This is a genomic window from Ignavibacteria bacterium (genome assembly GCA_013177855.1).
In the GTDB taxonomy this organism is placed as follows: domain Bacteria; phylum Bacteroidota; class Ignavibacteria; order Ch128b; family Ch128b; genus Ch128b.
In genome coordinates this window covers 1,182,482-1,205,150 of record JABLYA010000001.1, presented here as the reverse complement: position 1 = coordinate 1,205,150, position 22,669 = coordinate 1,182,482, and the positions used below count along the sequence as shown (strand labels likewise).

At 32.6% G+C, this 22,669-nt stretch carries 25 protein-coding genes; 23 read left to right on the top strand and 2 right to left on the bottom strand.

The window, feature by feature from the left end:
* Positions 1 to 51 precede the first annotated feature (51 nt).
* From HPY57_05045 to HPY57_04950, 20 genes are all read left to right on the top strand, one after another.
* A complete protein-coding gene (locus tag HPY57_05045) occupies positions 52 to 1,488 on the top strand; it encodes a DUF5009 domain-containing protein (GenBank protein ID NPV11142.1) in 1,437 nt (478 codons plus the stop codon).
* Positions 1,489 to 1,585: 97 nt separating this feature from the next.
* Positions 1,586 to 2,068 carry a peptidylprolyl isomerase gene (locus HPY57_05040; protein ID NPV11141.1) on the top strand — a complete coding sequence of 161 codons (483 nt, stop codon included), beginning with the start codon at positions 1,586 to 1,588 and terminating at the stop codon, positions 2,066 to 2,068.
* Positions 2,069 to 2,228: 160 nt separating this feature from the next.
* Positions 2,229 to 3,140 (top strand): GTPase Era, encoded by a 912-nt coding sequence (gene era, locus HPY57_05035; GenBank protein ID NPV11140.1) that lies wholly within the window; start codon positions 2,229 to 2,231, stop codon positions 3,138 to 3,140.
* A 12-nt stretch (positions 3,141 to 3,152) separates the two neighbouring features.
* Positions 3,153 to 4,076 (top strand): DMT family transporter, encoded by a 924-nt coding sequence (locus HPY57_05030; protein NPV11139.1) that lies wholly within the window; start codon positions 3,153 to 3,155, stop codon positions 4,074 to 4,076.
* The gene (locus HPY57_05025) at positions 4,066 to 4,542 is read left to right on the top strand and encodes a SnoaL-like domain-containing protein (GenBank protein NPV11138.1); all 477 of its coding nucleotides are present in this window, start codon (positions 4,066 to 4,068) and stop codon (positions 4,540 to 4,542) included. Before HPY57_05030 ends, HPY57_05025 begins: the two co-directional genes overlap by 11 nt.
* On the top strand, positions 4,539 to 4,811 hold the full coding sequence (locus HPY57_05020; protein ID NPV11137.1) for an acylphosphatase: 273 nt from the start codon (positions 4,539 to 4,541) through the stop codon (positions 4,809 to 4,811). Before HPY57_05025 ends, HPY57_05020 begins: the two co-directional genes overlap by 4 nt.
* Before the next feature lie 6 nt (positions 4,812 to 4,817).
* Positions 4,818 to 6,101: a hypothetical protein gene (locus tag HPY57_05015; GenBank protein ID NPV11136.1), complete on the top strand. Its 1,284-nt coding sequence runs from the start codon at positions 4,818 to 4,820 to the stop codon at positions 6,099 to 6,101.
* Positions 6,098 to 6,769, top strand: a complete 672-nt coding sequence (locus HPY57_05010) for a hypothetical protein (protein ID NPV11135.1) — start codon at positions 6,098 to 6,100, stop codon at positions 6,767 to 6,769. The genes HPY57_05015 and HPY57_05010 overlap by 4 nt, the downstream gene beginning before the upstream one ends.
* On the top strand, positions 6,766 to 7,254 hold the full coding sequence (locus HPY57_05005) for a 2-C-methyl-D-erythritol 2,4-cyclodiphosphate synthase (GenBank protein NPV11134.1): 489 nt from the start codon (positions 6,766 to 6,768) through the stop codon (positions 7,252 to 7,254). The genes HPY57_05010 and HPY57_05005 overlap by 4 nt, the downstream gene beginning before the upstream one ends.
* A 6-nt stretch (positions 7,255 to 7,260) precedes the next feature.
* Complete coding sequence (locus HPY57_05000; GenBank protein ID NPV11133.1) at positions 7,261 to 7,887, top strand: DedA family protein; 627 nt, start codon at positions 7,261 to 7,263, stop codon at positions 7,885 to 7,887.
* Positions 7,862 to 9,511 (top strand): apolipoprotein N-acyltransferase, encoded by a 1,650-nt coding sequence (gene lnt / locus HPY57_04995; GenBank protein NPV11132.1) that lies wholly within the window; start codon positions 7,862 to 7,864, stop codon positions 9,509 to 9,511. The genes HPY57_05000 and lnt overlap by 26 nt, the downstream gene beginning before the upstream one ends.
* On the top strand, positions 9,486 to 10,526 hold the full coding sequence (gene ltaE / locus HPY57_04990) for a low-specificity L-threonine aldolase (GenBank protein NPV11131.1): 1,041 nt from the start codon (positions 9,486 to 9,488) through the stop codon (positions 10,524 to 10,526). Before lnt ends, ltaE begins: the two co-directional genes overlap by 26 nt.
* A gap of 31 nt (positions 10,527 to 10,557) precedes the next feature.
* Positions 10,558 to 11,016, top strand: coding sequence for an acyl-CoA thioesterase (locus tag HPY57_04985; GenBank protein NPV11130.1), 459 nt, complete (start codon positions 10,558 to 10,560; stop codon positions 11,014 to 11,016).
* A complete protein-coding gene (locus tag HPY57_04980; protein ID NPV11129.1) occupies positions 11,013 to 11,711 on the top strand; it encodes a 3'-5' exonuclease in 699 nt (232 codons plus the stop codon). The genes HPY57_04985 and HPY57_04980 overlap by 4 nt, the downstream gene beginning before the upstream one ends.
* Complete coding sequence (gene purL, locus HPY57_04975) at positions 11,708 to 13,933, top strand: phosphoribosylformylglycinamidine synthase subunit PurL (protein NPV11128.1); 2,226 nt, start codon at positions 11,708 to 11,710, stop codon at positions 13,931 to 13,933. Before HPY57_04980 ends, purL begins: the two co-directional genes overlap by 4 nt.
* Positions 13,930 to 14,853 (top strand): YihY/virulence factor BrkB family protein, encoded by a 924-nt coding sequence (locus tag HPY57_04970; GenBank protein ID NPV11127.1) that lies wholly within the window; start codon positions 13,930 to 13,932, stop codon positions 14,851 to 14,853. Before purL ends, HPY57_04970 begins: the two co-directional genes overlap by 4 nt.
* 124 nt (positions 14,854 to 14,977) lie before the next feature.
* The gene (locus HPY57_04965) at positions 14,978 to 15,637 is read left to right on the top strand and encodes a metal-dependent transcriptional regulator (GenBank protein ID NPV11126.1); all 660 of its coding nucleotides are present in this window, start codon (positions 14,978 to 14,980) and stop codon (positions 15,635 to 15,637) included.
* Positions 15,634 to 15,867, top strand: a complete 234-nt coding sequence (locus HPY57_04960; GenBank protein ID NPV11125.1) for a ferrous iron transport protein A — start codon at positions 15,634 to 15,636, stop codon at positions 15,865 to 15,867. Before HPY57_04965 ends, HPY57_04960 begins: the two co-directional genes overlap by 4 nt.
* Before the next feature lies 1 nt (position 15,868).
* Positions 15,869 to 16,651 carry an iron transporter FeoB gene (locus tag HPY57_04955; protein ID NPV11124.1) on the top strand — a complete coding sequence of 261 codons (783 nt, stop codon included), beginning with the start codon at positions 15,869 to 15,871 and terminating at the stop codon, positions 16,649 to 16,651.
* On the top strand, positions 16,648 to 18,027 hold the full coding sequence (locus HPY57_04950) for a ferrous iron transporter B (GenBank protein ID NPV11123.1): 1,380 nt from the start codon (positions 16,648 to 16,650) through the stop codon (positions 18,025 to 18,027). Before HPY57_04955 ends, HPY57_04950 begins: the two co-directional genes overlap by 4 nt.
* Here HPY57_04950 and HPY57_04945 read toward each other — a convergent pair whose 3' ends face one another.
* Both HPY57_04945 and HPY57_04940 read right to left on the bottom strand, forming a co-directional pair.
* Complete coding sequence (locus HPY57_04945) at positions 18,028 to 18,396, bottom strand: sulfite exporter TauE/SafE family protein (GenBank protein ID NPV11122.1); 369 nt, start codon at positions 18,394 to 18,396, stop codon at positions 18,028 to 18,030.
* Positions 18,397 to 18,407: 11 nt separating this feature from the next.
* The gene (locus HPY57_04940; protein ID NPV11121.1) at positions 18,408 to 19,796 is read right to left on the bottom strand and encodes a hypothetical protein; all 1,389 of its coding nucleotides are present in this window, start codon (positions 19,794 to 19,796) and stop codon (positions 18,408 to 18,410) included.
* A gap of 426 nt (positions 19,797 to 20,222) precedes the next feature.
* Here HPY57_04940 and HPY57_04935 point away from each other — a divergent pair, with 426 nt between their 5' ends.
* Genes HPY57_04935 through HPY57_04925 form a run of 3 tightly spaced genes read left to right on the top strand, consistent with a single transcriptional unit; the run spans position 20,223 to position 22,668 of the window.
* Entirely contained in the window at positions 20,223 to 21,143 is a 921-nt protein-coding gene (locus tag HPY57_04935) for an ABC transporter ATP-binding protein (protein ID NPV11120.1), read from the top strand.
* A complete protein-coding gene (locus HPY57_04930) occupies positions 21,143 to 21,979 on the top strand; it encodes an ABC transporter permease (GenBank protein ID NPV11119.1) in 837 nt (278 codons plus the stop codon). The genes HPY57_04935 and HPY57_04930 overlap by 1 nt, the downstream gene beginning before the upstream one ends.
* Before the next feature lie 8 nt (positions 21,980 to 21,987).
* Entirely contained in the window at positions 21,988 to 22,668 is a 681-nt protein-coding gene (locus tag HPY57_04925; protein ID NPV11118.1) for a hypothetical protein, read from the top strand.
* Position 22,669: the final 1 nt, after the last annotated feature.

Genomic DNA, 22,669 nt, shown 5'->3' with positions numbered 1-22,669 from the left:
GCTGGAAAGATTAAGCTTAATAAGATAATTTGTAAAAAATTTGGATTATTTATGGAAACGAAAATAAATATAACAAGCAAGCGAGCTCTTGCGCTCGACGCATTAAGAGGCTTCGCAATTTTAACAATGATTCTTTCTGGACAAATTCCTTTTCACACCAATACTTTACCTGCGTGGATGTATCATGCACAAGTTCCGCCGCCAGAACATAAGTGGATCCCAACTTTACCTGGTATTACATGGGTTGATTTAGTTTTTCCATTTTTTCTTTTTGCAATGGGTGCAGCTTTTCCGCTTGCGCTTTCAAGAAGACTGGAAAGCGGTGTGTCAAAATGGAAAATTAGTCTGTCAATTCTTGAAAGAGGATTTTTGCTCGGATTTTTTGCTCTTTATGTTCAAGCAATAAGACCATATGTTATAAGTAAATCGCCAACAACCGAAACTTTCTTAATTGCTTTACTGGCTTTCTTTTTGTGCTTCCCAATTTATACTCGTCTTCCTGAAAATTGGAATATGTGGTTTAAGATTGGTTTAAGGTTAGTTGGATGGATCTCTGCTTTGCTCTTATTATTTAATTTGAAGTATCCCGATGGCTCTGGATTTTCATTATATAGAAGTGATATCATTATTGTGGTTTTAACAAATATGGCAGTGTTTGGATCTTTTATCTGGTTGATAACGCGATCCAATTTATTGGTAAGGTTAGGTCTTCTGGGTATTTTAATCGCCATTCGACTTTCTAATATGCCAAATCAAATTGAAGGATGGGTAAGTCAAATCTGGAATTACTCTCCAATTCCGTGGATGTATAGATTATATTATCTGCAATATTTATTCATTGTGATCCCAGGCACTATTGCCGGCGACATTTTATTGAAGTGGATGAAAACCAGAGATGAAAAGAATGAAAAAGGTTGGTCAAGAGTTCAATATATTTTCATCGCTTTTCTTATGTTCTTCTTCGTGTTTGAATTACTTGTGGGTTTGTATAATCGCTGGTTAATCGAGACAACAATATTAACTTTTGTTTTACTTTTTTTGACTTATTATTTGATGAAAAATCCCATCTCGTCAAATGAAAGACTTTATCTTGAGTTATTTTACTGGGCAATTTACTGGCTTGTGCTTGGATTATTCTTCGAACCTTACGAAGGAGGAATTAAAAAAGACAAAGCAACTTTAAGTTATTACTTCATTACATCGGGACTTGCAATATGCACGATAATTTTCTTCTCTATAATAATCGATGTTTTCAAAAAACAGAAATGGGTTCAGTTATTGATTGACAATGGACAGAATCCAATGATTGCTTATGCGGGTGTAAATAATTTCATTATTCCAATACTATCGTTAACTGGTTTGATGAAACTATTAAATATGATGGCAGTCACGCCCTGGCTGGGATTTTTGAAGGGATTAATAATTACAATATTGCTTGCATTGTTTGTAAGTCTGTGTACACGATTAAAAATTTTCTGGAGAACCTAAAAAGTTGTGTTTTTATATTTTTTGTGAAATTTGTTTTCTGAATATTTATCAGTATTATGAAAAAAAGTTCTAAGTTTAATTAAAGGAGTAATTTTTTATGCCTATTGGTGCAAATAAAGTTGTAACCATTCACTATACATTAAAAGATGAGAGTGGTAATCTACTCGATTCAACTCAGGGTTCAGCGCCTTTTTCATATTTGACAGGGCACGAACAGGTGATTCCAAAACTCGAGGAAGAAATTGACACTATGTTAATTGGTGGAAAGAAAAATATCTTTATATCAGCAGAAGATGCTTATGGTGAATATAGAGAGGATCTTGTTCATCATATTAATAAAGAAAACTTTCCTGCTGATGTTGAACTCGAAGTTGGAATGCAATTTGTCACAAGCGCTCCAGATGGAACTCAAATGCCATTTGAAATTAAGCAAATTGACGGAAATATAGTTACAATTGATTTTAATCATCCGCTTGCTGGCAAAAATTTGGAATTTGAAGTAGAATTAGTTGATGTTCGTGATGCAACTGATGAAGAGTTGGCTCACGGGCATGTGCATGGTCCTCACGATCATCATTAAAACTTGTCTGCAACTTTAAATTTTAGTCTGAAAAGTTTAAGTCTTTCCAGTTTTTAATTATGAATTAAATCTTGGAAGCTTCTTTTCAGACTTTTTTTATCATTCCACTAATCATAATTAACTTTTTATTAAATTCTAATTAAAATAAAGTGTATTGAAAATGAATACAGATAACCTCAATCAAAATTACAAAGCTGGTTACGTGACAATATTCGGTGAGCCGAATGTTGGAAAATCAACTTTAATGAATGCTGTTCTGAATACTAAACTATCCATCACAACTCCAAAACCTCAAACAACTCGAAGAAAAATTTTAGGTATCTACTCAGATAATGAAGCGCAAATTGTCTTTCTTGATACTCCAGGTTTAATTGAACCGAAGTATCTGCTTCAACAAAAAATGGTCGAAGCAATTCACAATGCTTTAGATGAGTGTGATTTAATTTTAGCGGTTGTTGATGTGACGGAAAAAGTTTTAAAAAATTTTGAGAACAAATTGATCCCTCTTTTGCTTCCGTTTTCAGGTAAGAAAAATATTTTTCTTGTGATTAACAAAATTGATTTAATTACAAAAGAAGAAGTTCTTCAAATTATTGACTCAATGAAAGATAAATTTAAGTTTGATGAGATTGTTCCAGTTAGTGCGCTACATCAATTTAATGTTCAAGAGTTGACAAACACTATTAAAAAATACTTACCTGTTCATCCACCTTATTTCCCGACTGATATTTTGAGTCAGGAGCCAGAAAGATTTTTCATTGCTGAGATAATTCGTGAAAAAATTTTTGAGACTTATCGCGATGAGGTTCCTTATTCAACAGAAGTTATTGTGGTTGAATACAAGGAACGACCAAAAGGCAAAGATTACATCAATGCTGAAATCTATGTCGAAAGAGAATCACAGAAGAAAATTATAATTGGTAAAGATGGCGAGGCATTGAAAAGAATTGGACAGAAAGCTCGAAAGGATATTGAAAATTTCCTTGGTAAAGAAGTTTATCTTGAATTGTATGTTAAAGTAAGAGAAAATTGGAGAGATAACCCTCGCTGGATAAAAACTTTCGGATATTGAAAAAACATTCCTATGAGATTAAAAGCTGAATTAATCCTATTCCTCATAACTTTTATCTGGGCAGGAACATTTGTAATTATAAAACCAACTCTTCAATTTATTTCACCTTTGTTTTTTGTGACCATAAGATTTTTAATTGCTGCCCTTGTTCTCACTTTAATTTATCGTGATCGTCTTCTTAAAATTCCTATGCCTACAATTAAAATGGGAAGCATTTTAGGAATTTTTCTTTTCGTCGGATTTGTGGTTCAAACAATTGGATTGAAATATACAACTGCAACAAAATCGGCTTTGATTACAGGTACATTTGTAGTGTTTACTCCAATTTTTCAGGTTTTGGTGGAAAGAAAACCACTCAAACCTGGAAGTATTTTGGGTGTAATTTTAGTTTTTGCGGGATTGCTTTTTCTTTCTTCAAATGAAAACAATTTTATTGAGTTAATCTTAACAATTGGTAAGGATTTCAATATTGGTGATCTTTTAACTTTAATCTGTGCAATTTTCTTTGCTGCATATATTGTGTATCTGGATATTATTTCTGATAAAACTGATTTTAATGATGTCGTGTGGTTACAAATTGTAGTCACGCTTATTGGTTCTTTTATTTTAATGGTCATCTTTGATTCATTACAAATTGAAACAATAAAATTTACTTTTAACTCACAGGTAATTTTTGCGATTCTTTACACTTCAATTTTTGCAACTATAATTACAACTTTCCTCCAGACGAAATATCAGAAATATACATTGCCAACCCGAGCCGCTATTATCTTTACATCGGAACCGCTGCTTGCATCAATTCTGGCTTATTTAATTTTAAATGAGACAATTGGTATTTTTGGAGTGATTGGTGGATTTCTGATAATTCTTGGTGTTTTGACATCTGAATTGCTAGATGAAATGATAAAAAATAAAAGGAGCAAAAATGAAGTTTAGATATTTGATTTTCCTTTTGCTTTTAGTTTTAATATCCTGTAAAGAAAAACCAAGAGTCGATACAGAAAAAGAGAAACAAGAAGTTGTTCAATTCTTAAAAGATTTCACAAATTTTGTATCATTAAATACAGTTGAAAATTTCAAAAACTTTTGGCGAGATGATCAAGAAATTAGTTACATCCCACTGGAAAAAGATAGTGCGATTACTGGATTTGAAAATATCTATGAATATTTCAAGAAACAGTCCGAGGATGTAGCTAAGGTTGAATATACTACATGGAACCCTTTTGTCTGGGTAAATCCAACCAAAAGCGAAGCAGTTGTTATTTTTCTTTCTTCGAAAGGACTTCAATTTAAAAATGGATTTAATTTAGGATTTTACCCGATACGTAATTCTGCTGTGCTTAGTAAATTTGAAGGCCAATGGAAACTTATAAGTCTGCACGAATCAGTCAGACAAAAATGAGAGCACACATACTTGTAACTGGATTAGTACAGGGAGTTGGTTTCAGATATTTTATTTATCGCAAAGCTGCCGAGCTAGGGCTCAGAGGTTTTGTTCGTAATCTTTTTGATGGAAATGTTGAAATTGTAGTTGAAGGGGAGAAAGATAAAATTCATATTTTAATTGAACACGCAAAGATTGGTCCACGCTCAGCTTATGTCAAGGATGTTAAAGTTGATTGGGAAGAGGATAAAAACGAGTTCAAAGATTTTCAGATAAAAGGTTGGTGATTAACAATGAAAAAATTGCGGGATAAAGGAAATACGATGTTAGAAAGAACTGAAGATTTATTATGGGCTTACCAAATTAGTGTTGATGAATTAAAAAAAGATCTAGTTCTTCTTGATAATGTCCAATTTATTTATGAATTATCACTTGCAGAACTTGAGCTGAAATCTTTTGGAGTTGATTTTGAAATTACTAATGGTTTACGGGAATTCAGGATTTTAAATAAAAACGATGAATTAATTAATCTAATCAAGAAACGCAGTGCTTACTTTAAGCTTGTATTTGGGGAATTAACTGATTATTTCTTTATAATTCAAAAGAATCGTACTAAATCGGTAAATCAATATCTAACACATTGGATTTATCCTTATAAAGGAAAATTTCATCCTCAAATGATTCGTGCTTTAATTAATATTATTGGATTGCAATCAGGGGATTTGCTTTGTGATCCGTTTTCGGGTAGTGGAACTACTGCACTCGAAGCACAACTGCTTGGTGTTAATTTTTATGGTATTGACATTTCCCCTTTGTGTGTTTTACAAGGAAAAGTTAAGACAAATTCTCTTTTTTATCTTGATAAAATCAAAGAATACAAAAATTATATTCTATCAAAATTGAATTTAAATCTCTTTAATAATGAGAAAGACTTCTATGCTGTTATTAATGAGATTGATGACGAAGAGGTTAAAGATTTTTATAAACTAGCAAGATTAGTTGCAATTAGCGATAATGCAAGAAGGGGAAAAGAATTTGAAAAATCATTTTCAAAAAATCTGGAATTAATGATTGCATCGATTGAAGATTATAAAAATATAACCTCTCAGCTTAATTTGAATTTGGGCAAGGTCAATATTGAGATAGGTGATGCTAGAAGAATTAAACTTGAAGATAATTCTGTTGATGGAATAATTACATCACCTCCATATTCAATTGCTTTGAATTATGTCGAAAATGATGAACATTCCTTGGTTGATTTGGGCTATAATGTAGAATCACTACGAAATGAGTTTATCGGGGTAAGAGGGAATGGTAAAAATAAAGTTGACTTATACAATGCAGATATGAAAAAAGCTTATACAGAGTTCTACCGCATATTAAAACCCAATGCTTATGCGGTAATTGTTATTGGAAATGCAACATATCAAGGTAAAGAAATACAAAGTGTTGAATTTACAATCGACTATATGACATCAATTGGATTTTCTCTCGAAAGAAATATTCTGAAATTGATTTTTGGCCTTTATAATGTAATGAAAAAAGAAAATATTCTAATATTTAAGAAAATAAAATGATGAAAAATTCAAATTACACTCAAAGATTGGAGAATATTATTAAGCAAATGTTGCAACCATTAAAAGATGTACCTTTTAATTTGGTTATAGAAGCCTTATCTGGTAGAAAAGTTATTAGATTTAATGATGAGGAACCTGAGCATAAGGAAACCTTAGAAATATTAAAACGAGTCGCCAGAAAAACCTCTGTTCTAATCAATAAAGAGGGAATAAGTAGAAATAGACCTAATGAAGTCGGAAATGATATAGAAACCTTTGTAAAAAAAGCATTTACAGATCTTAAGATTAAAAACGATACACCTTCAACGACAAAAAACAGAAAAAAAGCCACAGGCTATCCAGATATTATATTTTGGGTTAAGAATAAACCTTATTACTTAGAGTGTAAGACATTTAATAAAAAAAATCTAAATACAACTCAAAGAAGTTTTTATTTATCTCCCTCAGATGAATTTAAAGTCATTTATGATACAATTCATTTTTGTCTCTCCTTCGAGATGGAAAGAAAAACAAAAAGAAACAAAAGTGTATTTATTTGTAAGTCCTTCAAAATTTTATCACTGGAAGAATTATCAATGGACTTAAAGTTTGAATTTAATTCTGATAATAAAAGATTATATTCAAATTTGGATGGGGCTAAAATACTTTATGAAGAGAATTTAATATGATAAACATTCGTCTAGGTATCGGTTACGATGTTCACAAATTTGTAAGTGGAAGAAAATTGATTTTAGGTGGAATAGAGATTCCATCTGAAGCAGGACTTGATGGACACTCCGATGCTGATGTCTTACTTCATTCAATATGTGATGCTTTACTTGGCGCTGCTTCACTTGGAGATATTGGAAAACATTTTCCGAACACTGATGAAAGATTTAAAGACATAAGCAGTTTAATTTTACTTGAAAAAGTCAATGAACTTATTGCATCACAGAATTATTTAATTGGAAATATTGATTCCACAATCCTTGCTGAAAAACCAAAGTTACTACCATACATTGATATTATGAGAGGTAAAATAGCGACCACTTTGAAAATAAATCCTGATCAAATTTCAATTAAAGCAACAACAAATGAGAAAATGGGTTTCGTTGGCCGTCAAGAAGGTATTGCAGCTATTTCAGTTGCTCTTCTCTACAGAAAAAAAAGATGAGCAGTAATGGTTGAACAAATCATTGAATTCCTCAAGACAATTAATCCGATCTTAATTTACATTGTGGTGTTTGGAATTGCATTCATCGAAAATATTTTTCCACCTTTTCCAAGCGATGTAATTGTTGCATTTAGCGGTGCACTTGCTGCAGTTGCCGATATTTCTCTTTTCCTTGTTATAATCTTTGCTGTGACAGGAAGTACGACAGGTTTCATCGTAATGTATTTTATTGGGAAATTAGCTGGTGATAAAATTCTGGAAGCTGGTAAGATAAAGTTTATTTCTCCTGAAGCAGTTTTTACTGTAGAGAGATGGTTCCAGAAATATGGTTATTGGTTAATTGTTGCAAATAGATTTTTAGCAGGGACACGTGCAATTATCTCTTTCTTTGCTGGAATGAGTGAAATGAATTTGAAAAAAACAATAATTTTAAGTTCTATCAGTGCCTTGATCTGGAATTTGATTTTAATTTTTGTTGGTTTCTATGTTGGTCATAATCTTTCAAAGATCAGTTATTACATTACAACATATAATAAAATTGTTTTTGCAATTTTAATTGTGATTGCAACCATTTTTATAATCAGATTTTTCATAAAGCGAAATACAAATGCTAAAAATAAGAATAGAAGATAAACCTGAATTTATAAAGAACACAACGCTTGCAATTCTTACATCAATTTTTCTTTTTCTGAGCTTTCCGCCATTTAAAACTGGATTTTTCGCTTATTTTGGATTAGTCCCAATTTTAATTTTTCTTAATCGAGCAAAAAATTATCTCCAGTTGTTGAGATACACTTATTTCAGTATGCTGATTTTTCATGCACTTACTCTTTTCTGGATTGGCGGATGGACATCAAAGACTGATCCTTTTATGATGATAGGCTCGGTCGCATTGATTCTTGTTCATCCAGTTTTTTACTGGATACCTTTTGTGATTTTCTTTTTCATCAAAAAACATCTAAGTGATAAATGGGCGCTTTTTTCATTTCCATTTCTATGGAATTCACTTGAATATTTAAGGTCAGTTGACGAGACAGCTTTTCCGTGGTTGACGCTTGGAAATACTCAATCTTACTACTTGCCAATAATTCAAGTAACCTCAATCATTGGTGTTTATGGTTTATCATTTTTAATTGTTGTGTTTAATGTTTTGCTTTATGCTGCTTACAAAAATTTTCGATACGAGAGTTTCAGATTTTCATTAAATAAACTTTCGATTGTGATTATTATTTTAGTTTCACTGTTTATTTATGGGAAAGTGATTTTAAATGACGCTATTTATGATGGTAAGAAAGTTCGAGTTGGAGTAATTCAACCAGATTTTGATCCATGGGAAAAATGGGAAGATGAAGTAAATTCTCAACTTGATATTTATTTGCAACTATCCGACAGCGCCGCTCAAAATGGAGCTGAGTTAATTGTTTGGCCCGAGAGCGCTCTCCCAGTTTACCTCTTGAGTGGAAATTATCCTGATGATGTTAGAAGAATTAAAAATTTCTGCATAGAAAAAAAAGTTGCAATTGTAACAGGTTTGCCGTTAGTACATTTCTATTTTTCTAAAGATCAGGCAAAAAGAGATAGTAAAGTTGCTAGAGATTCATCGTATTATTATGATACTTATAATGGAGTAGTTTTATTTTTACCTGACTCAGATTTAATTCAAGAATATGGTAAGATGAATTTAGTTCCATTTGCTGAGCGTGCACCTTATCTTCGATATCTTCCTTTTCTTGGTGATATGATCAAATGGAGTGTTGGAATAAGCAACTGGAGTGTCTGGGATAGTCAAACTGTTTTTAAGTACAAAATGAAAGATGGGGATACGGCAAAATTTTCTGCTGTGGTTTGTTATGAATCTATTTTTCCATCTTTCAATGCAGAATTTGTAAAACTCGGTGCACAATTTTTAGTTGTAGTTACGAACGATAGCTGGTATGGAAAACTTGCTGGACCTTATCAGCATAAACAATATGCTGTCTTCCGTGCAATTGAAAATAGAAGGTGGATTGTTCGTTCAGCGAATGGTGGAATCAGTTGCATAATTGATCCTTATGGAAATACAATCTACGAGACATCTTTGTTTGAAAGAACTTATTTTGTTAAAGATATTTATTTGAATAACGATTTAACTTATTATGTTCAATATCGAGATCTGATAAGTTATATCTCTTTGATTTTCACAGGTTTAATTTTCATTATAACATTGATAAAAAAAATTGGAGTTAAAAGAAATGAGAGTAATAGATCTGAGGAGTGATACTGTCACTAAACCATCAAGAGAGATGAGAGAATTTATGATGAAAGCAGAAGTTGGTGATGATGTATTTGGTGAAGATCCTACTGTAAATAAACTTCAAGAAAAGGTTGCTGAGTTGTTAGGAAAAGAAGCTGCTCTTTATGTACCGAGTGGAACAATGGGTAACCAACTTTGCATTAAAGCCCATACTCAACCCTGGGATGAATTGATCTGCGATAAAGATGCGCATATTTATAATTATGAATCTGGTTCAATCGCTGGTTTATCGCATGTTCAGGTAATACCATTGAATGGAAAAAATGGGGTTTTCACAGCCGAGCAAGTCGAGGAAGCAATTCGCCCTGAAGCCTATTATCTTCCAAAAACACGACTTGTTTGCGTTGAAAATACTCACAATCGTGGTGGTGGTTCGATCTTCCCATTAGAAGAAATTAAAAGAATAAGAGAAGTTGTAGATAAATATAATTTGAAATTTCACCTTGATGGTGCAAGGTTATGGAATGCTTCAATTGCAACAGGAATTAGTCTGCGTGAATATGCTCAATACTTTGACTCCGTTTCTGTTTGTCTATCAAAAGGGTTGGGCGCTCCTGTCGGTTCTGTTATCGCTGGCTCAAAAGAATTTATTAAAATAGCTCATCGTTATCGTAAAGCGTGGGGCGGCGGAATGCGTCAGGCTGGAATTTTAGCTGCTGCTGGACTTTATGCAATTGAACACAATTTTCAACGACTCGCTGATGACCATCGAAGAGCAAAACATTTTGCAAAAGAAATTTCTAAAATCTCTCGAATTAAAATTGATCCTGATTCAGTTCAAACCAATATAATTTTATTTGAAGTAGATGGTTTAACTGCTGCGGAAGTTTGTCAAATCGTTAAAGACTCTTCAAAAACAGGTATGAGTTTACTTTTGTCTGTCGGGAAAAAATATCTTGTTCGTGCCGTCACTCATCTTGATGTCAATGATGATGATATCGAAGATGCAATTAAAATATTGAAAGCCCATTTCGATTAAAAGCAGCTAACCAAACTTAAGGTGAATGAAGATGGAAAAACAATTTGATGTTTCAAAATTCCCGGTTCAACTTGAAATTCAAGTACGAAGTTATGAAGTTGACTTTCAAAATGTCGTGAACAATGCTGTATATTTTAATTACTTCGAGCTTGCGAGAATTGATTATAGAAAAAAGATGGGATACAGCCTCAATCCGAATGGAACATTTTCAGATGGACTTCTCTTTTTTGTCGCGCACAATGAGTGTGATTACTTTGCTCCTGCATATCTCGAAAATGAATTGATCATATTCACTCGAATTGATTACATAAAAAATTCGAGTTTAAATTTCGAACACTTGATTTTTAATAAATCGACTGATCAATTTATTGCTCGTGGTAGTGGTGTGATTGTGAATGTTGATCCAATAACAATGAATCCTTCACCTATACCTGACTCAATGATCAAAGAAATCCAAACATTCGATAAAGAAGTAAAAATTTTAAGATGAAAGAATTAATCTTTGATATAGAAACAGTTGGTTATCCATTTGAATCTTTTGATGAATATCAACAAGAATATCTTCTTCGATTTGCAAATCTTGAAGAAACAGAAGAGAAGCGTCAACAGAAAGTTGAAGAGACAATACGTTATCTTAACCTTAGTGCATTAACTGCCCGAATTGTTGCAATTGGATTATATGACTTACAAATGTCAAAAGGACTTGTTTTATTTCAAGCAGAAACAAAAGAGCATTATAAAACAGAAAATGGTGAGTTTACCTTTCATTCTGGCGACGAGAAATATTTAATTCAAAAATTTTGGGAAATCGCTGAAAAGTACGATCGCTTTATTTCCTTCAATGGGCGGAATTTTGATGCTCCTTTTCTATTATTGCGCTCAGCAATTTTGAGGATAAAACCATCTAAAAATTTAATTGCCTATCGGTACGACTCAAAATTTCATTGTGATTTACTTGAACAATTTACTTTCTATGGTCTTACTCGAAAGTATAATCTTGATTTCTATTGCAAAGTTTTTGGAGTTGAGAGTCCAAAAAGGGGAGATGTAACTGGATACAACATCAACGAAATTTATAATCAGAAACGATTTAGAGAAATTGCAGAATATTGCAGTCAAGATTTAATAGCTACAAAAGAACTCTATTTAATCTATAAAGAATATCTGGAATTTGACTCAAAATGAAAGAACCTGAAGTTACACTTGAATTAGCTCTTGAACATGGTTTAACCGAAGAAGAATTTGAAAAAATAAAAAACATACTCGGTCGAGTCCCAAATTTTACCGAGCTTGGATGTTTCAGTGTAATGTGGAGTGAGCATGCGAGTTATAAAAACTCTATTGCTCTATTAAAAAAATTACCAAGAAGCGGGAAAAGATTACTCGTTCAAGCTGGAGAGGAAAATGCTGGTCTTGTGGATATTGGCGATGGATTCGCAATAGCGTTTAAGATCGAAAGTCATAATCACCCATCAGCAGTTGAGCCATATCAAGGTGCTGCAACAGGAGTTGGTGGAATTCTGAGAGATATCTTCACAATGGGCGCAAGACCAATTGCAGCACTTGATTCATTACGATTTGGAAATCTTGAAAATCCAAAAATAAAATATTTACTCAATGGAGTAATTAAAGGAATCGGTGATTACGGCAATTGCTTTGGTGTTCCAACAGTTGCTGGCGAGGTTTACTTTGAAGAAGCTTATACTGATAATTGTTTGGTTAATGCAATGGCAGTAGGCGTAGTAAAAACGAACCGCGTTGCGAAAGCAGTTGCAAAAGGAGAGGGAAATCCTGTTTTCATTGTAGGTTCATCAACTGGAAGAGATGGAATACACGGGGCAACTTTTGCATCAGTAGAATTAACCGAAGAATCAGAGTCAAGAAGATCAAATGTTCAGGTGGGTGATCCTTTTGCCGAGAAGTTATTACTTGAAGCAACACTGGAGATAATTAAAAAAGATTTGATCGTTGGAATACAGGATATGGGTGCTGCAGGAATCATTTGTTCGACAAGTGAAATGAGCGCTCGAGGGAAAAGTGGAATGAGAATTAATCTTGATTTGGTCCCGCTTCGTGAAAGTGATATGACAGCTTATGAAATACTTCTCTCGGAGTCTCAGGAAAGAATGCTTGTGGTCGGCAAGAAAGGATGTGAGAATGAAATAAAGAAAGTATTTGAGAAATGGGATTTACAATGTGTTCAGATTGGTGAAGTAATTGATGAAGATTTACTTGAATTTTATAAAGAAGGAAAACTTGTCGCAAAAATTCCTGCTTCGGCGCTTGTTCTTGGTGGAGGTGCACCAGTTTATTATCGTGAAATAAAAAAGCCTGAATACATTGATAAACTTACAAACAAAACATTTGACAACTTACCAGAAATTAATGATTTAAATTCAGTATTAATTAAACTTTTATCCTCACCAAACATTACAAATAAATCCTGGATTTACCATCAATATGATTATACCGTTGGAACAAATACAGTAATCAAACCAGGCTGCGATGCTTCAGTTTTAAGAATTAAGAAAACAAACAAAGCAATTGCTGTTAAAACAGATTGCAATGGCAGATATGTTTATCTCAATCCACGAAGAGGAACAATGATAGCAGTTGCTGAAGCCGCTCGAAATGTTGCCTGTACTGGTGCAATACCGATTGCAATTACGAATTGTCTGAATTTTGGAAATCCTTATGATCCAGAAATTTACTGGCAATTCAGCGAAGCAATTGAAGGAATGAAAGAAGCGTGCATTGAATTTGATACGCCCGTTACTGGTGGAAATGTTAGCTTTTATAATGAAAGCAAAAATTACACTGTCTATCCGACTCCAGTAATTGGTATGCTTGGTTTAATTGAAGATGTAAAATTTATTACATCGTCTTATTTCAAAGATCACGGTGATTTAATCTATTTAATTGGTGAAACTAAAAATGAAATTGGCGGGAGTGAGTTTCTCAAAACTATTTTTAATCGAATTGAAGGCGAAATCCCAGAAATCGATCTTAAACTTGAGAAAAAAACAATTGATACACTTCTAAAAGCAATTAGATCGGGCTTAATAAAGTCAGCTCATGATGTAAGTGATGGTGGACTTGCGGTGGCGCTTGCTGAATGTTGTGTGATGAATCCAAAAAAGAAAGTCGGAGCTGAAATATCACTCAAGATTGACTTCCGAAAAGATTTTTATCTTTTCTCTGAATCACAATCAAGATTTGTTGTGACTGTAGATCCAGAAGATCAAATACAATTTGAAGAACTTTTTAATTCAACTGGAATTAAAGTTGAAAAAATTGGTAAGGTTGGTGGAAATAGATTAAAGATTAATGATTTAATTGATTTATCAATCCAAGAAATTGATGATGCTTACTTTAATTCACTTAAGCGATCTATGGAAGGTAAATGAAATTAAAAATCAATTTTAATTTGAAAAGAAAGTTAAAAGATTTCTGGAATTGGTTAAAGTTTTATTCAGTTAATATCTACGAGAAGATGGATAAACATCATGCATTTATTTTTGCTTCAGGAATGACATACAATATTTTGCTTTGTATAATTCCTATGGTTCTGATCGTTTTTTCAGTTTTAGGTTCAATTCTTCAATCTCAAGAATTACTTATCCAGATAAGTTTAATGATCGACGATATGATTCCAATTTCAGATTACTCAGACAAAGTAAAAGAAATACTTTTTGAAAGAATAGGTGAATTCATAAAATATAAAACGCTTGTTGGTTCACTTGGTATTGCTGGGCTTTTCTTTACGGCGAGCGGTCTTTTTTCAACTTTAAGAACTATCCTGAATAATATTTATGGAATTGAAAAAGGCAAAAACATTTTGATCGCTAAAATAAGAGATTTGGGAATGGTGATTTTAACTCTTGTTTTTTTCTTGGTTGTAATACTCCTTAATCCGCTCATACAGATATTTAAGGCTTTTTTAGGCAAGATTGAAATTTTAAATAAGATAGACTTTTCAATTTTAGATAAATTTTTAATAGGTCTTCTTCCTTACATCCTAACTTTTTTAATGATGTTTTTAATTTATTCTCTTGTTCCTTATCGTAAGATGAAGAAAAGAGTTTATTTTGTATCGGCTTTTTGGGCAACGGTTTTTTTCCATCTGGCTCAAGTAGGTTTTACTTATTACGTAACAAACATTGCAAACTATTCCCGAATTTATGGTAATGTTGCCTTTGTCATTGTAACAGCTTTGTGGCTTTATATCATTTCTGTAATTTTTATACTTGCTGCAATTATTGGCCAAACTTATCGTGAAAAACACGACCTTATGGCTACCAAAACTCGTGAAGGGCTGTTCAGTTAATCATTTCTAAATTAAATAACCAATCTCTCCCATATTCTTAAACAATAAATTACAAAAATAGACTTAAGTTTACATTGAATATTAATTTAAGTAAGCTTAAATTAATTATGTAAGGAGACTAAATATGAGTAATATTTCTAAGGAAGATTATTTAAGAGTTATTTATAAAAATCTTGAGGATCTGGAAATTGTAAATCCAACTATGATTGCTGAACAGCTTAATGTATCAAATGCTGCCGTTACAGATATGTTAAGGAAGTTAACTAAAGAGAAATATGTGAGTTATACTCCATATAAAGGAATTCAATTATTGGAAAAAGGGAAAAATGAAGCGGTTAAACTTGTCCGCAGACATAGAATCTGGGAGACATTTCTTTACAAGGTCATTGGATTACCATATCATCAAATTGATGAAGAAGCGGAAAATCTTGAGCATAGTTCCTCAGACGATTTAATCGACCGATTGGAAGAAATTATGAATTTCCCTGAATTTGATCCTCACGGTCATCCAATTCCGTCAAAAAATGGTAAGATACCTAAACTAAAAAAAGCTGTTTCGCTTGATAAACTTGGCGAAAATGAATCAGGTATTATTCAAAGAGTAAATGATCATAGTAAAGATTTGCTTAAATATCTTTTTGATTCTGGACTGATTGTTGGAAATAAAGTTACTGTTCTCGAAAAACGATCATTTGATAATTCAATGGTTGTTAATGTTGAGAATAAAAAACACAGCATCAGCGAAAAAATATCTCAGAATATTTTTGTCGAAAAAATAAAATGACTAAAAAACTTTCTGATTTGAGAAGAGGCGAAAAAGGGATGATTGTAAGTGTAAATCTAAACGGATTGACCAGGAGACGGCTGCTTGATCTCGGATTTATACCTGGAACTGTTATATCGGTGGTTTTTGAAAGTCCGCTTGGTGATCCAGTTGCATATCTTGTTCGAGATACAATCATAGCTTTAAGAAAAGAAGAAAGTGAAAAAATAGAAGTGGAGTTAATTAATTAGTATGTTCTGGAAGAAGAAAGTTAATGATGAACAGTTTGTTCAAATAGAAATTTTGCCCAAAAGAGAAAATAAAGTTATTGCACTTGCTGGAAATCCAAATACAGGGAAAAGCACAATCTTTAATCGTTTGACAGGTTTAAAGCAACACACAGGAAACTGGCCAGGAAAGACTGTAACAAGAGCGGAAGGAGTTTTTAAGATACAGGACGAAGAATATACATTGATTGATTTGCCAGGAACATATTCTTTGCTTTCAACATCTGAAGATGAAGAGATTGCAAGAGATTTTATCCTATTCGGTAATCCTGATGCAACTGTTATAGTCTGTGATGCTTCAGTTCTGGAAAGAAATTTAAATTTAGCTTTTCAAATTATGCAGATCACAAATCGCTGTATTTTATGTGTGAATCTAATCGATGAAGCAAAACGGAAAGGCATTGAGATCGATAAAGATACACTTGAAAAAGAACTGGGGATTCCTGTGATTTTGACAAATGCACGTTCAGGCGAAGGTATTGATGAACTAAAAGAAAAAATTCATCTGGTGTCGAATAGAATTTTAAAACCTAAACCGATAAAAATTCAACATAAGAAAGAAATACAAGAAAAATTAAATCAACTTGTTCCTTTAATTGAAAAAACTTTTCCTGGACTTTATGCCAGTGAGTGGATTGCTCTCAGATTACTTGAGGGTGACTTGAAAATTAGAAAAGCAATTGAACAAGGAAACTTACTTGAATTAATTAATAAAGGTCTAATTAATGGAAACGGTGAGTTACGATGAAAGAAGAAATCAAAATCATACTTGAAATTGCTGATAGTTGTGATCCTATAATTCGCAGTAAAATTGATGATGAACTTGTTGAAGAAATTTATATCCATGCAAGTAAAGTTGTTTCGAGAAGCGTAAGAAAAAAATCTGAAGGTATTCATCAATTTGAATTAAAGTTAGATCAACTTTTAACTTCAAAGTATTTTGGTTTTCCGTTGATGCTTCTTTTGTTGGCAGGCGTCTTTTTCTTAACAATAAAAGGAGCTAACTATCCATCTGAATTACTGGCAACTGGATTGTTCTGGATTGAAGACAAACTGAAATTGTTTTTTAATTTCATTAATGCGCCTTCCTGGTTAACTGGATTTTTAGTTGATGGTGTTTATCGAGCAACTGCATGGGTCGTCTCAGTAATGCTTCCACCGATGGCGATTTTCTTCCCAATATTTACAATTCTTGAAGATGCTGGTTACCTGCCAAGAGTAGCTTTTAATCTTGATAAACTTTTCAAATGGGCTGGTGCGCATGGTAAACAGGCTTTGACAATGGGAATGGGCTTTGGCTGCAATGCCGCCGGTGTTGTATCAACAAGAATAATTGATTCACCAAGAGAAAGATTAATTGCAATTCTTACTAATAATTTCGTCCCTTGCAACGGAAGATGGCCGCTAATCATTATGCTTGCAACAATTTTTGTCGCTGCCTCATTCCCAGCAAGTATTTCTTCGTTTGTTGCAGCAGGGACTGTGGTCGGTGTAACTTTATTCGGAATTTTGATTACTCTTTTAGTCTCAAAATTATTGAGCAATACTTTATTAAAAGGAGAACCTTCTGCATTTAAATTAGAATTACCGCCTTACAGAAAACCTCAGATTCTTCGAATACTTTACACATCTTTCATTGATCGAACTCTTTTTGTTCTTGGAAGAGCAATTACTATGGCTGCACCGGCAGGCGGATTAATCTGGTTGCTTGGGAATATTAGTGTTGATGGAAGAACTTTAATGTCCTATGGTGTTGACTTTCTTAATCCAATTGGTAAAGCCATTGGACTTGATGGAGCAATTCTTTTAGCTTATATAATTGCTATCCCTGCCAATGAAATTATCATTCCAACTATCATAATGATTTACTCTTCTCAGAGTAAAATGGTTGAACTTGACCTTGCCCAGTTAAAGGAATTATTCTTACAAAATGAATGGACAGTTCTTACAGCAATTTGTTTAATGCTTTTTTCACTTCTTCATTATCCCTGCTCGACCACAACCTGGACTATTTACAAAGAGACGCGAAGTGTGAAATGGACAATTATCTCTAACTTCTTACCCTTAACAATCGCCTTTTTTGTTTGTTTTCTAGTTTATCGTATTGGAATGTTTTTTATGTGATTATTCGAGCAAGATTTTTACAGCATAAATTATCAGAAAGACAGCAAAGATTTTTTTTATGATGTTTTCTGGCAGATTTACAGCCCAATAAGAAGAAATGTAGCTTCCAATAATAAAAGTTGTAATTAGAATTACCGCAGACTTTACATCGACATATCCGGCTTTGTAATAATTATAAGCTGCAAGTAAACCAATTGGAGGTAAAAGCATAGCCAGAGATGTTCCTTGAGCTAATTTCTGTGAAAAGTTAAGAAGAAGGACAAGTGCTGGAATTACAATAATCCCTCCGCCAATGCCAAGAAGTCCACTAAGCCCTCCGGTTATTAATCCGATTAAAACTAAAATTAAAATTTGGATGAGATTACTCATTGTTTAAACCATTACCTTGATGTACCGGAAATAGAAATAGAGTTTTTACCATTCACACCATCTACTTCAATTTTGACTGTTACAGGTTGAGGATCAAATTTTTCTGGATCAGCATCTATAAGTGTAAAGCTGAATTGTGTCCAGCTTCTGCTCTGAGTATCGGGCATATTAATGCTTACATCACCCTGAGCTTTTACATTTCCCTCAACTGTTACTGAGATTGTATTTCCTGAAGCAATTGGATTGCCATTCAAATCAGCTACGGTATATGTGAAAGTTTGTGAACCACCATTAGGAACATCAATTGTAGTTGGAGAAATTGTTAATTGCGGATGCCCGGAAAATAAAATCACAATTTCTCTTGAGATTGTTTGATTATTTTCATCAGCAGTTGAAGCTCTAATGGTGGCAAATCCAGGTCCAAGTGTTGGATGAATTGGAGCTGGAAGTGCGGTTAACAAAGTTGCTGTTGCGGTTCCTAATTCGTTTGTTATCGCTGACCCTTGTATTATCCCGCCGGTGGTTGAGAAGTAAACTATTGTGTTTGGTTTTACAGGATTTGAATATTTATCACCAACATAAGCAGTTATATTATCTGTAAAACCATACTTAACTAAACCTGGAACATTGTGATATTCAGCTGCAATTGAAAAATGATTGTAATCGGGCAATCCACCGTGAATTGCAATATTTACTGGTTTTGATCTGATAATTTTTGTCCCAAGATTTATTTCTGCAATAATTTGTACAACTCCTGCAATGGTCCCGCTTGTAATATTAACTGACACTTTTCCTTCGCTGTTTGTTTTTTTAGATGGAGGATCAACAATAATTCCTCCGCCGGGATTCGCACCCAGAGTGAAATTAACTGTAACAGATTTGTCTATACCTATTGGATTGCCACTCGAATCACGAACTTCAAATGTAAGAGTTGTGGTTTCATTATCTCCACTTTCTTTTACTCCTATCGAAGGGAAGGTTTGATTTACTAAAACAATGCTTGCAGGTTGTCCACTCGTTGAGGTTGTTTTTATTCTCTCAATTTTAAGTGTAGGAACATCAATGGTTCTTCCGGGGACTGCAAAGACTTTTGTTGAATCACTTTTATAATTTTCCTTTGACGCTACAACAATTAAATCTAAACTTTTTGATATCTGAATTGTTTTGGAAAATTTTCCATTGGCATCAGTGGTTGTTCCATATTGCGTTGTGTCGGCTAAAATCTTTACAGCTGCATTCTCGATTGCTTGTCCAGTCTCAAAATCAATAACCTGACCGTTTAATGTTACACTTTCAAGTGTTGGCGTTTCTGGTTGAGTTGGTGATTTACCACAACTTGAAAAATAGAAAAGCATTAAAATGAAAATAAAACTTAGGACGAGGATTCTGTTTTGTTTCATCTTTATCAACCTTAATTATTTTAATCTTATTCAATTTTATGATAGATTATATTGAATGTCAAGGATTAGAAGGCTGTTTTTAAAATACCGCAATGATATTTTGCTAATTAAAATTATTAGATGTTGAAACATTAGTTAAGGTGATTTTATAAAAAATGATTTACAAAGAATATCGTGCAAGTCATAAATTATTAGTTCATTCTTGCAATGAAACAAAATGCTTTTTCAAATTTCTATTCGATAAATTAAAAGTAAAAATTTTCTAAATCAGAAAGGCGTTGAATCAAACATATATAATCTTAGTACGATCTGAGAAAATTTATTCTTGAATGGCTAATGCTAATAATAAATGATTTAATCAGGTCAATTTTATTTCATTATTTATTACTATAAAATTATTTAGCTTTGGAACAAAAATTTTGCGATATGGAAATTGTACTTCAGACCAAAAAATTAACTAAGCGATTCAAAAAACTTATTGCTGTAGATAATTTAGACCTTGAAGTTTATAAAGGTGATGTTTTTAGTTTTCTTGGTCCAAACGGAGCTGGTAAAAGTACAACCATTAGAATGTTAACGACTTTAATTTACCCTGATGATGGAGAAATTTTTCTTTTTGGTGAAAAACTTTCACCAACCAATAAAAAAGTTCTTCGAAAAGTTGGTGCAATAGTTGAGAGCCCTGATTTTTATCTCTATCTAACTGCCTTCAAAAATCTTGAAATTCTTGCACGCCTTTATGGAATTCATCCAACAAAAAAACAAATAATGGATATTCTGGATTTTGTAGGTCTTTCAAATCGTTGGAATAGTAAAGTTAAAACTTTCTCTCATGGTATGAAGCAAAGGCTCGGTATCGCTCAAGCTTTACTTCACGATCCCGAGCTTATAATTTTAGATGAACCAACAACAGGTCTTGATCCTTTTGGAATGAAAGAAATTCGAGATTTAATTGTTAGACTTTCCAGGGATAAAGGAAAGACTATATTGCTTTCATCTCATCTTTTATATGAAATTGAACAGGTTGCGAATCGAATGATCATCATCAATAAAGGAAAGAAAGTTATTGAAGGCAATGTGAAAGATTTATTGGATGCAAGCAAATCAATATATCTCTTTGAAGTTTCAAATCTGGATAATTCGTTAAAGCTTTTGTCAAGTCTAAATTTAGTTGAAGAACAAGATTTCAAGATTGAGGATGGAAGATTAAAAATTCTTTCAAATAAAATACCTGCTCACGATTTAAATAAAATATTTGTAACAAATGGTATTGATGTTTATTGGTTTCGACCCCAAAGAACACTTGAAGAATTCTTTTTAGAAATTACCCGAGGAAATGAAAAATGATTTTTTCTCTGATTTCAATTGAGCTTTATAAAATTTTCAAGAAGTGGAGAACTTATATAGGTTTTGCTGCTTTTGGTGTATTTATTCCAATTATGATTTATGGAATAAGCATCAGCGGAAACTTTTATTTAAGAAATTTGAGTCGTTCACTTGGCGATGACTTTTTAATAGTTGGAAATTTGCTTAATGGTTGGTTTGTCGCTTTCTTGGTTTTTCAATTAATAATTGTTCATGTTCCTTTTTTTATTACTCTTGTTGCTGGTGATCTTTTTGCTGGTGAAGGGACTGCAGGAACTTATCGAATGCTTTTGACCAGACCTGTAAGCAGAGAAATGATTGTAATTTCAAAATTTATTGCTGGATTTATTTATGCATTTGTGTTCATTTTATTTTTTGCATTTATGTCTCTAATTCCTTCTCTTGTTTCACTTGGATCTGGTGACTTATTAATTCTAATTGATAAATTTATCGTTATTTCAGAGCACGACATTTTATGGAGGTTTGTTTTAGCTTATCTTTCTGCTTTTATTTCAATGTGTCTTGTTGTTAGTCTTGGTGCATTATTTTCATCTTTTGTTAATAATGCAATTGGTCCTATCGTTGGAACAATGGCTGTAATTGTAATTTTCCTGATAATTAATCAACTCCCATTTGAAATCTTCGAAAAGATTTCGCCTTATTTGTTTACAAAGTATATGACTGTTTGGTTAGATTTTTTTGAGTATCCAGTTGATTGGAAAAAGATTTTAGAATCGATTTCGGTTTTAATTGGACATATTATTTTATTCTTTGCAATTACACTTTTTACATTTCGTAAAAAAGATATTCTAACATAGGAACCGGTATGAAAAAGTTTTTAACATTTTTGATTCTTTTAAGTCAAATTGTTCTGGCGCAGAGTACAAATGCCGATAAGATCTTAGAAAAAGTAAAAATGAATTTTGATGTTATTCAGGATTATGTTGTTGATGTGAAAGGTAAAGTTGATTTCCCAGATGCAGTAATACCAGAACTTCAAGCGAAAATTTATTTTAAGAAACCAGATAAATTCAAAGTTGAATCAAAAAGTTTTATGCTTTTGCCTAAGCAGGCAATTAGATTTGGTCCCGATATGTTGTTTAAGCAAGATTTTTCAAGTGTATACATCGGTGAAACGGAAATAGATAACATAAAACATTTCATAATAAAAGTAATTCCAAATAATCCAGAAAGTGAAGAAGTAGTAACTTTATGGATAAACTCATCTAACTATACAATAAGAAAGTTAAGCGGCATAAATTCACGATCAGGTAAAATTGAGGCAGAGTTTTTTAATAAACTAATTGATGGAAAGTATTGGCTGCCTGAAAAATTAAAAGTTGATTTTGAAATCAAAAACTTGAGAATGATTCGCCAGAGAAAATTAGATAAAGATTTAAAGATATTAGATGACTCTCCTAAATCGGGTTCAATAATTTTGAATTACACAAATTACATTGTAAACAGGGGAATTGATGATAAAATTTTTACTGAAAAGGAAAGATGAA

Coding starts and splice junctions, on each gene's coding strand:
- HPY57_04965 (NPV11126.1), top strand. CDS start 14,978: ATGAGTAATATTTCTAAGGAAGATTATTTAAGAGTTATTTATAAAAAT.
- lnt (NPV11132.1), top strand. CDS start 7,862: ATGCTAAAAATAAGAATAGAAGATAAACCTGAATTTATAAAGAACACA.
- HPY57_04950 (NPV11123.1), top strand. CDS start 16,648: ATGAAAGAAGAAATCAAAATCATACTTGAAATTGCTGATAGTTGTGAT.
- HPY57_05020 (NPV11137.1), top strand. CDS start 4,539: ATGAGAGCACACATACTTGTAACTGGATTAGTACAGGGAGTTGGTTTC.
- HPY57_05005 (NPV11134.1), top strand. CDS start 6,766: ATGATAAACATTCGTCTAGGTATCGGTTACGATGTTCACAAATTTGTA.
- HPY57_04960 (NPV11125.1), top strand. CDS start 15,634: ATGACTAAAAAACTTTCTGATTTGAGAAGAGGCGAAAAAGGGATGATT.
- HPY57_05015 (NPV11136.1), top strand. CDS start 4,818: ATGAAAAAATTGCGGGATAAAGGAAATACGATGTTAGAAAGAACTGAA.
- HPY57_04970 (NPV11127.1), top strand. CDS start 13,930: ATGAAATTAAAAATCAATTTTAATTTGAAAAGAAAGTTAAAAGATTTC.
- purL (NPV11128.1), top strand. CDS start 11,708: ATGAAAGAACCTGAAGTTACACTTGAATTAGCTCTTGAACATGGTTTA.
- HPY57_04985 (NPV11130.1), top strand. CDS start 10,558: ATGGAAAAACAATTTGATGTTTCAAAATTCCCGGTTCAACTTGAAATT.
- HPY57_04935 (NPV11120.1), top strand. CDS start 20,223: ATGGAAATTGTACTTCAGACCAAAAAATTAACTAAGCGATTCAAAAAA.
- HPY57_04945 (NPV11122.1), bottom strand. CDS start 18,396: ATGAGTAATCTCATCCAAATTTTAATTTTAGTTTTAATCGGATTAATA.
- HPY57_05025 (NPV11138.1), top strand. CDS start 4,066: ATGAAGTTTAGATATTTGATTTTCCTTTTGCTTTTAGTTTTAATATCC.
- HPY57_04955 (NPV11124.1), top strand. CDS start 15,869: ATGTTCTGGAAGAAGAAAGTTAATGATGAACAGTTTGTTCAAATAGAA.
- HPY57_05000 (NPV11133.1), top strand. CDS start 7,261: ATGGTTGAACAAATCATTGAATTCCTCAAGACAATTAATCCGATCTTA.
- HPY57_04940 (NPV11121.1), bottom strand. CDS start 19,796: ATGAAACAAAACAGAATCCTCGTCCTAAGTTTTATTTTCATTTTAATG.
- ltaE (NPV11131.1), top strand. CDS start 9,486: ATGAGAGTAATAGATCTGAGGAGTGATACTGTCACTAAACCATCAAGA.
- HPY57_05045 (NPV11142.1), top strand. CDS start 52: ATGGAAACGAAAATAAATATAACAAGCAAGCGAGCTCTTGCGCTCGAC.
- era (NPV11140.1), top strand. CDS start 2,229: ATGAATACAGATAACCTCAATCAAAATTACAAAGCTGGTTACGTGACA.
- HPY57_05030 (NPV11139.1), top strand. CDS start 3,153: ATGAGATTAAAAGCTGAATTAATCCTATTCCTCATAACTTTTATCTGG.
- HPY57_05040 (NPV11141.1), top strand. CDS start 1,586: ATGCCTATTGGTGCAAATAAAGTTGTAACCATTCACTATACATTAAAA.
- HPY57_04925 (NPV11118.1), top strand. CDS start 21,988: ATGAAAAAGTTTTTAACATTTTTGATTCTTTTAAGTCAAATTGTTCTG.
- HPY57_05010 (NPV11135.1), top strand. CDS start 6,098: ATGATGAAAAATTCAAATTACACTCAAAGATTGGAGAATATTATTAAG.
- HPY57_04980 (NPV11129.1), top strand. CDS start 11,013: ATGAAAGAATTAATCTTTGATATAGAAACAGTTGGTTATCCATTTGAA.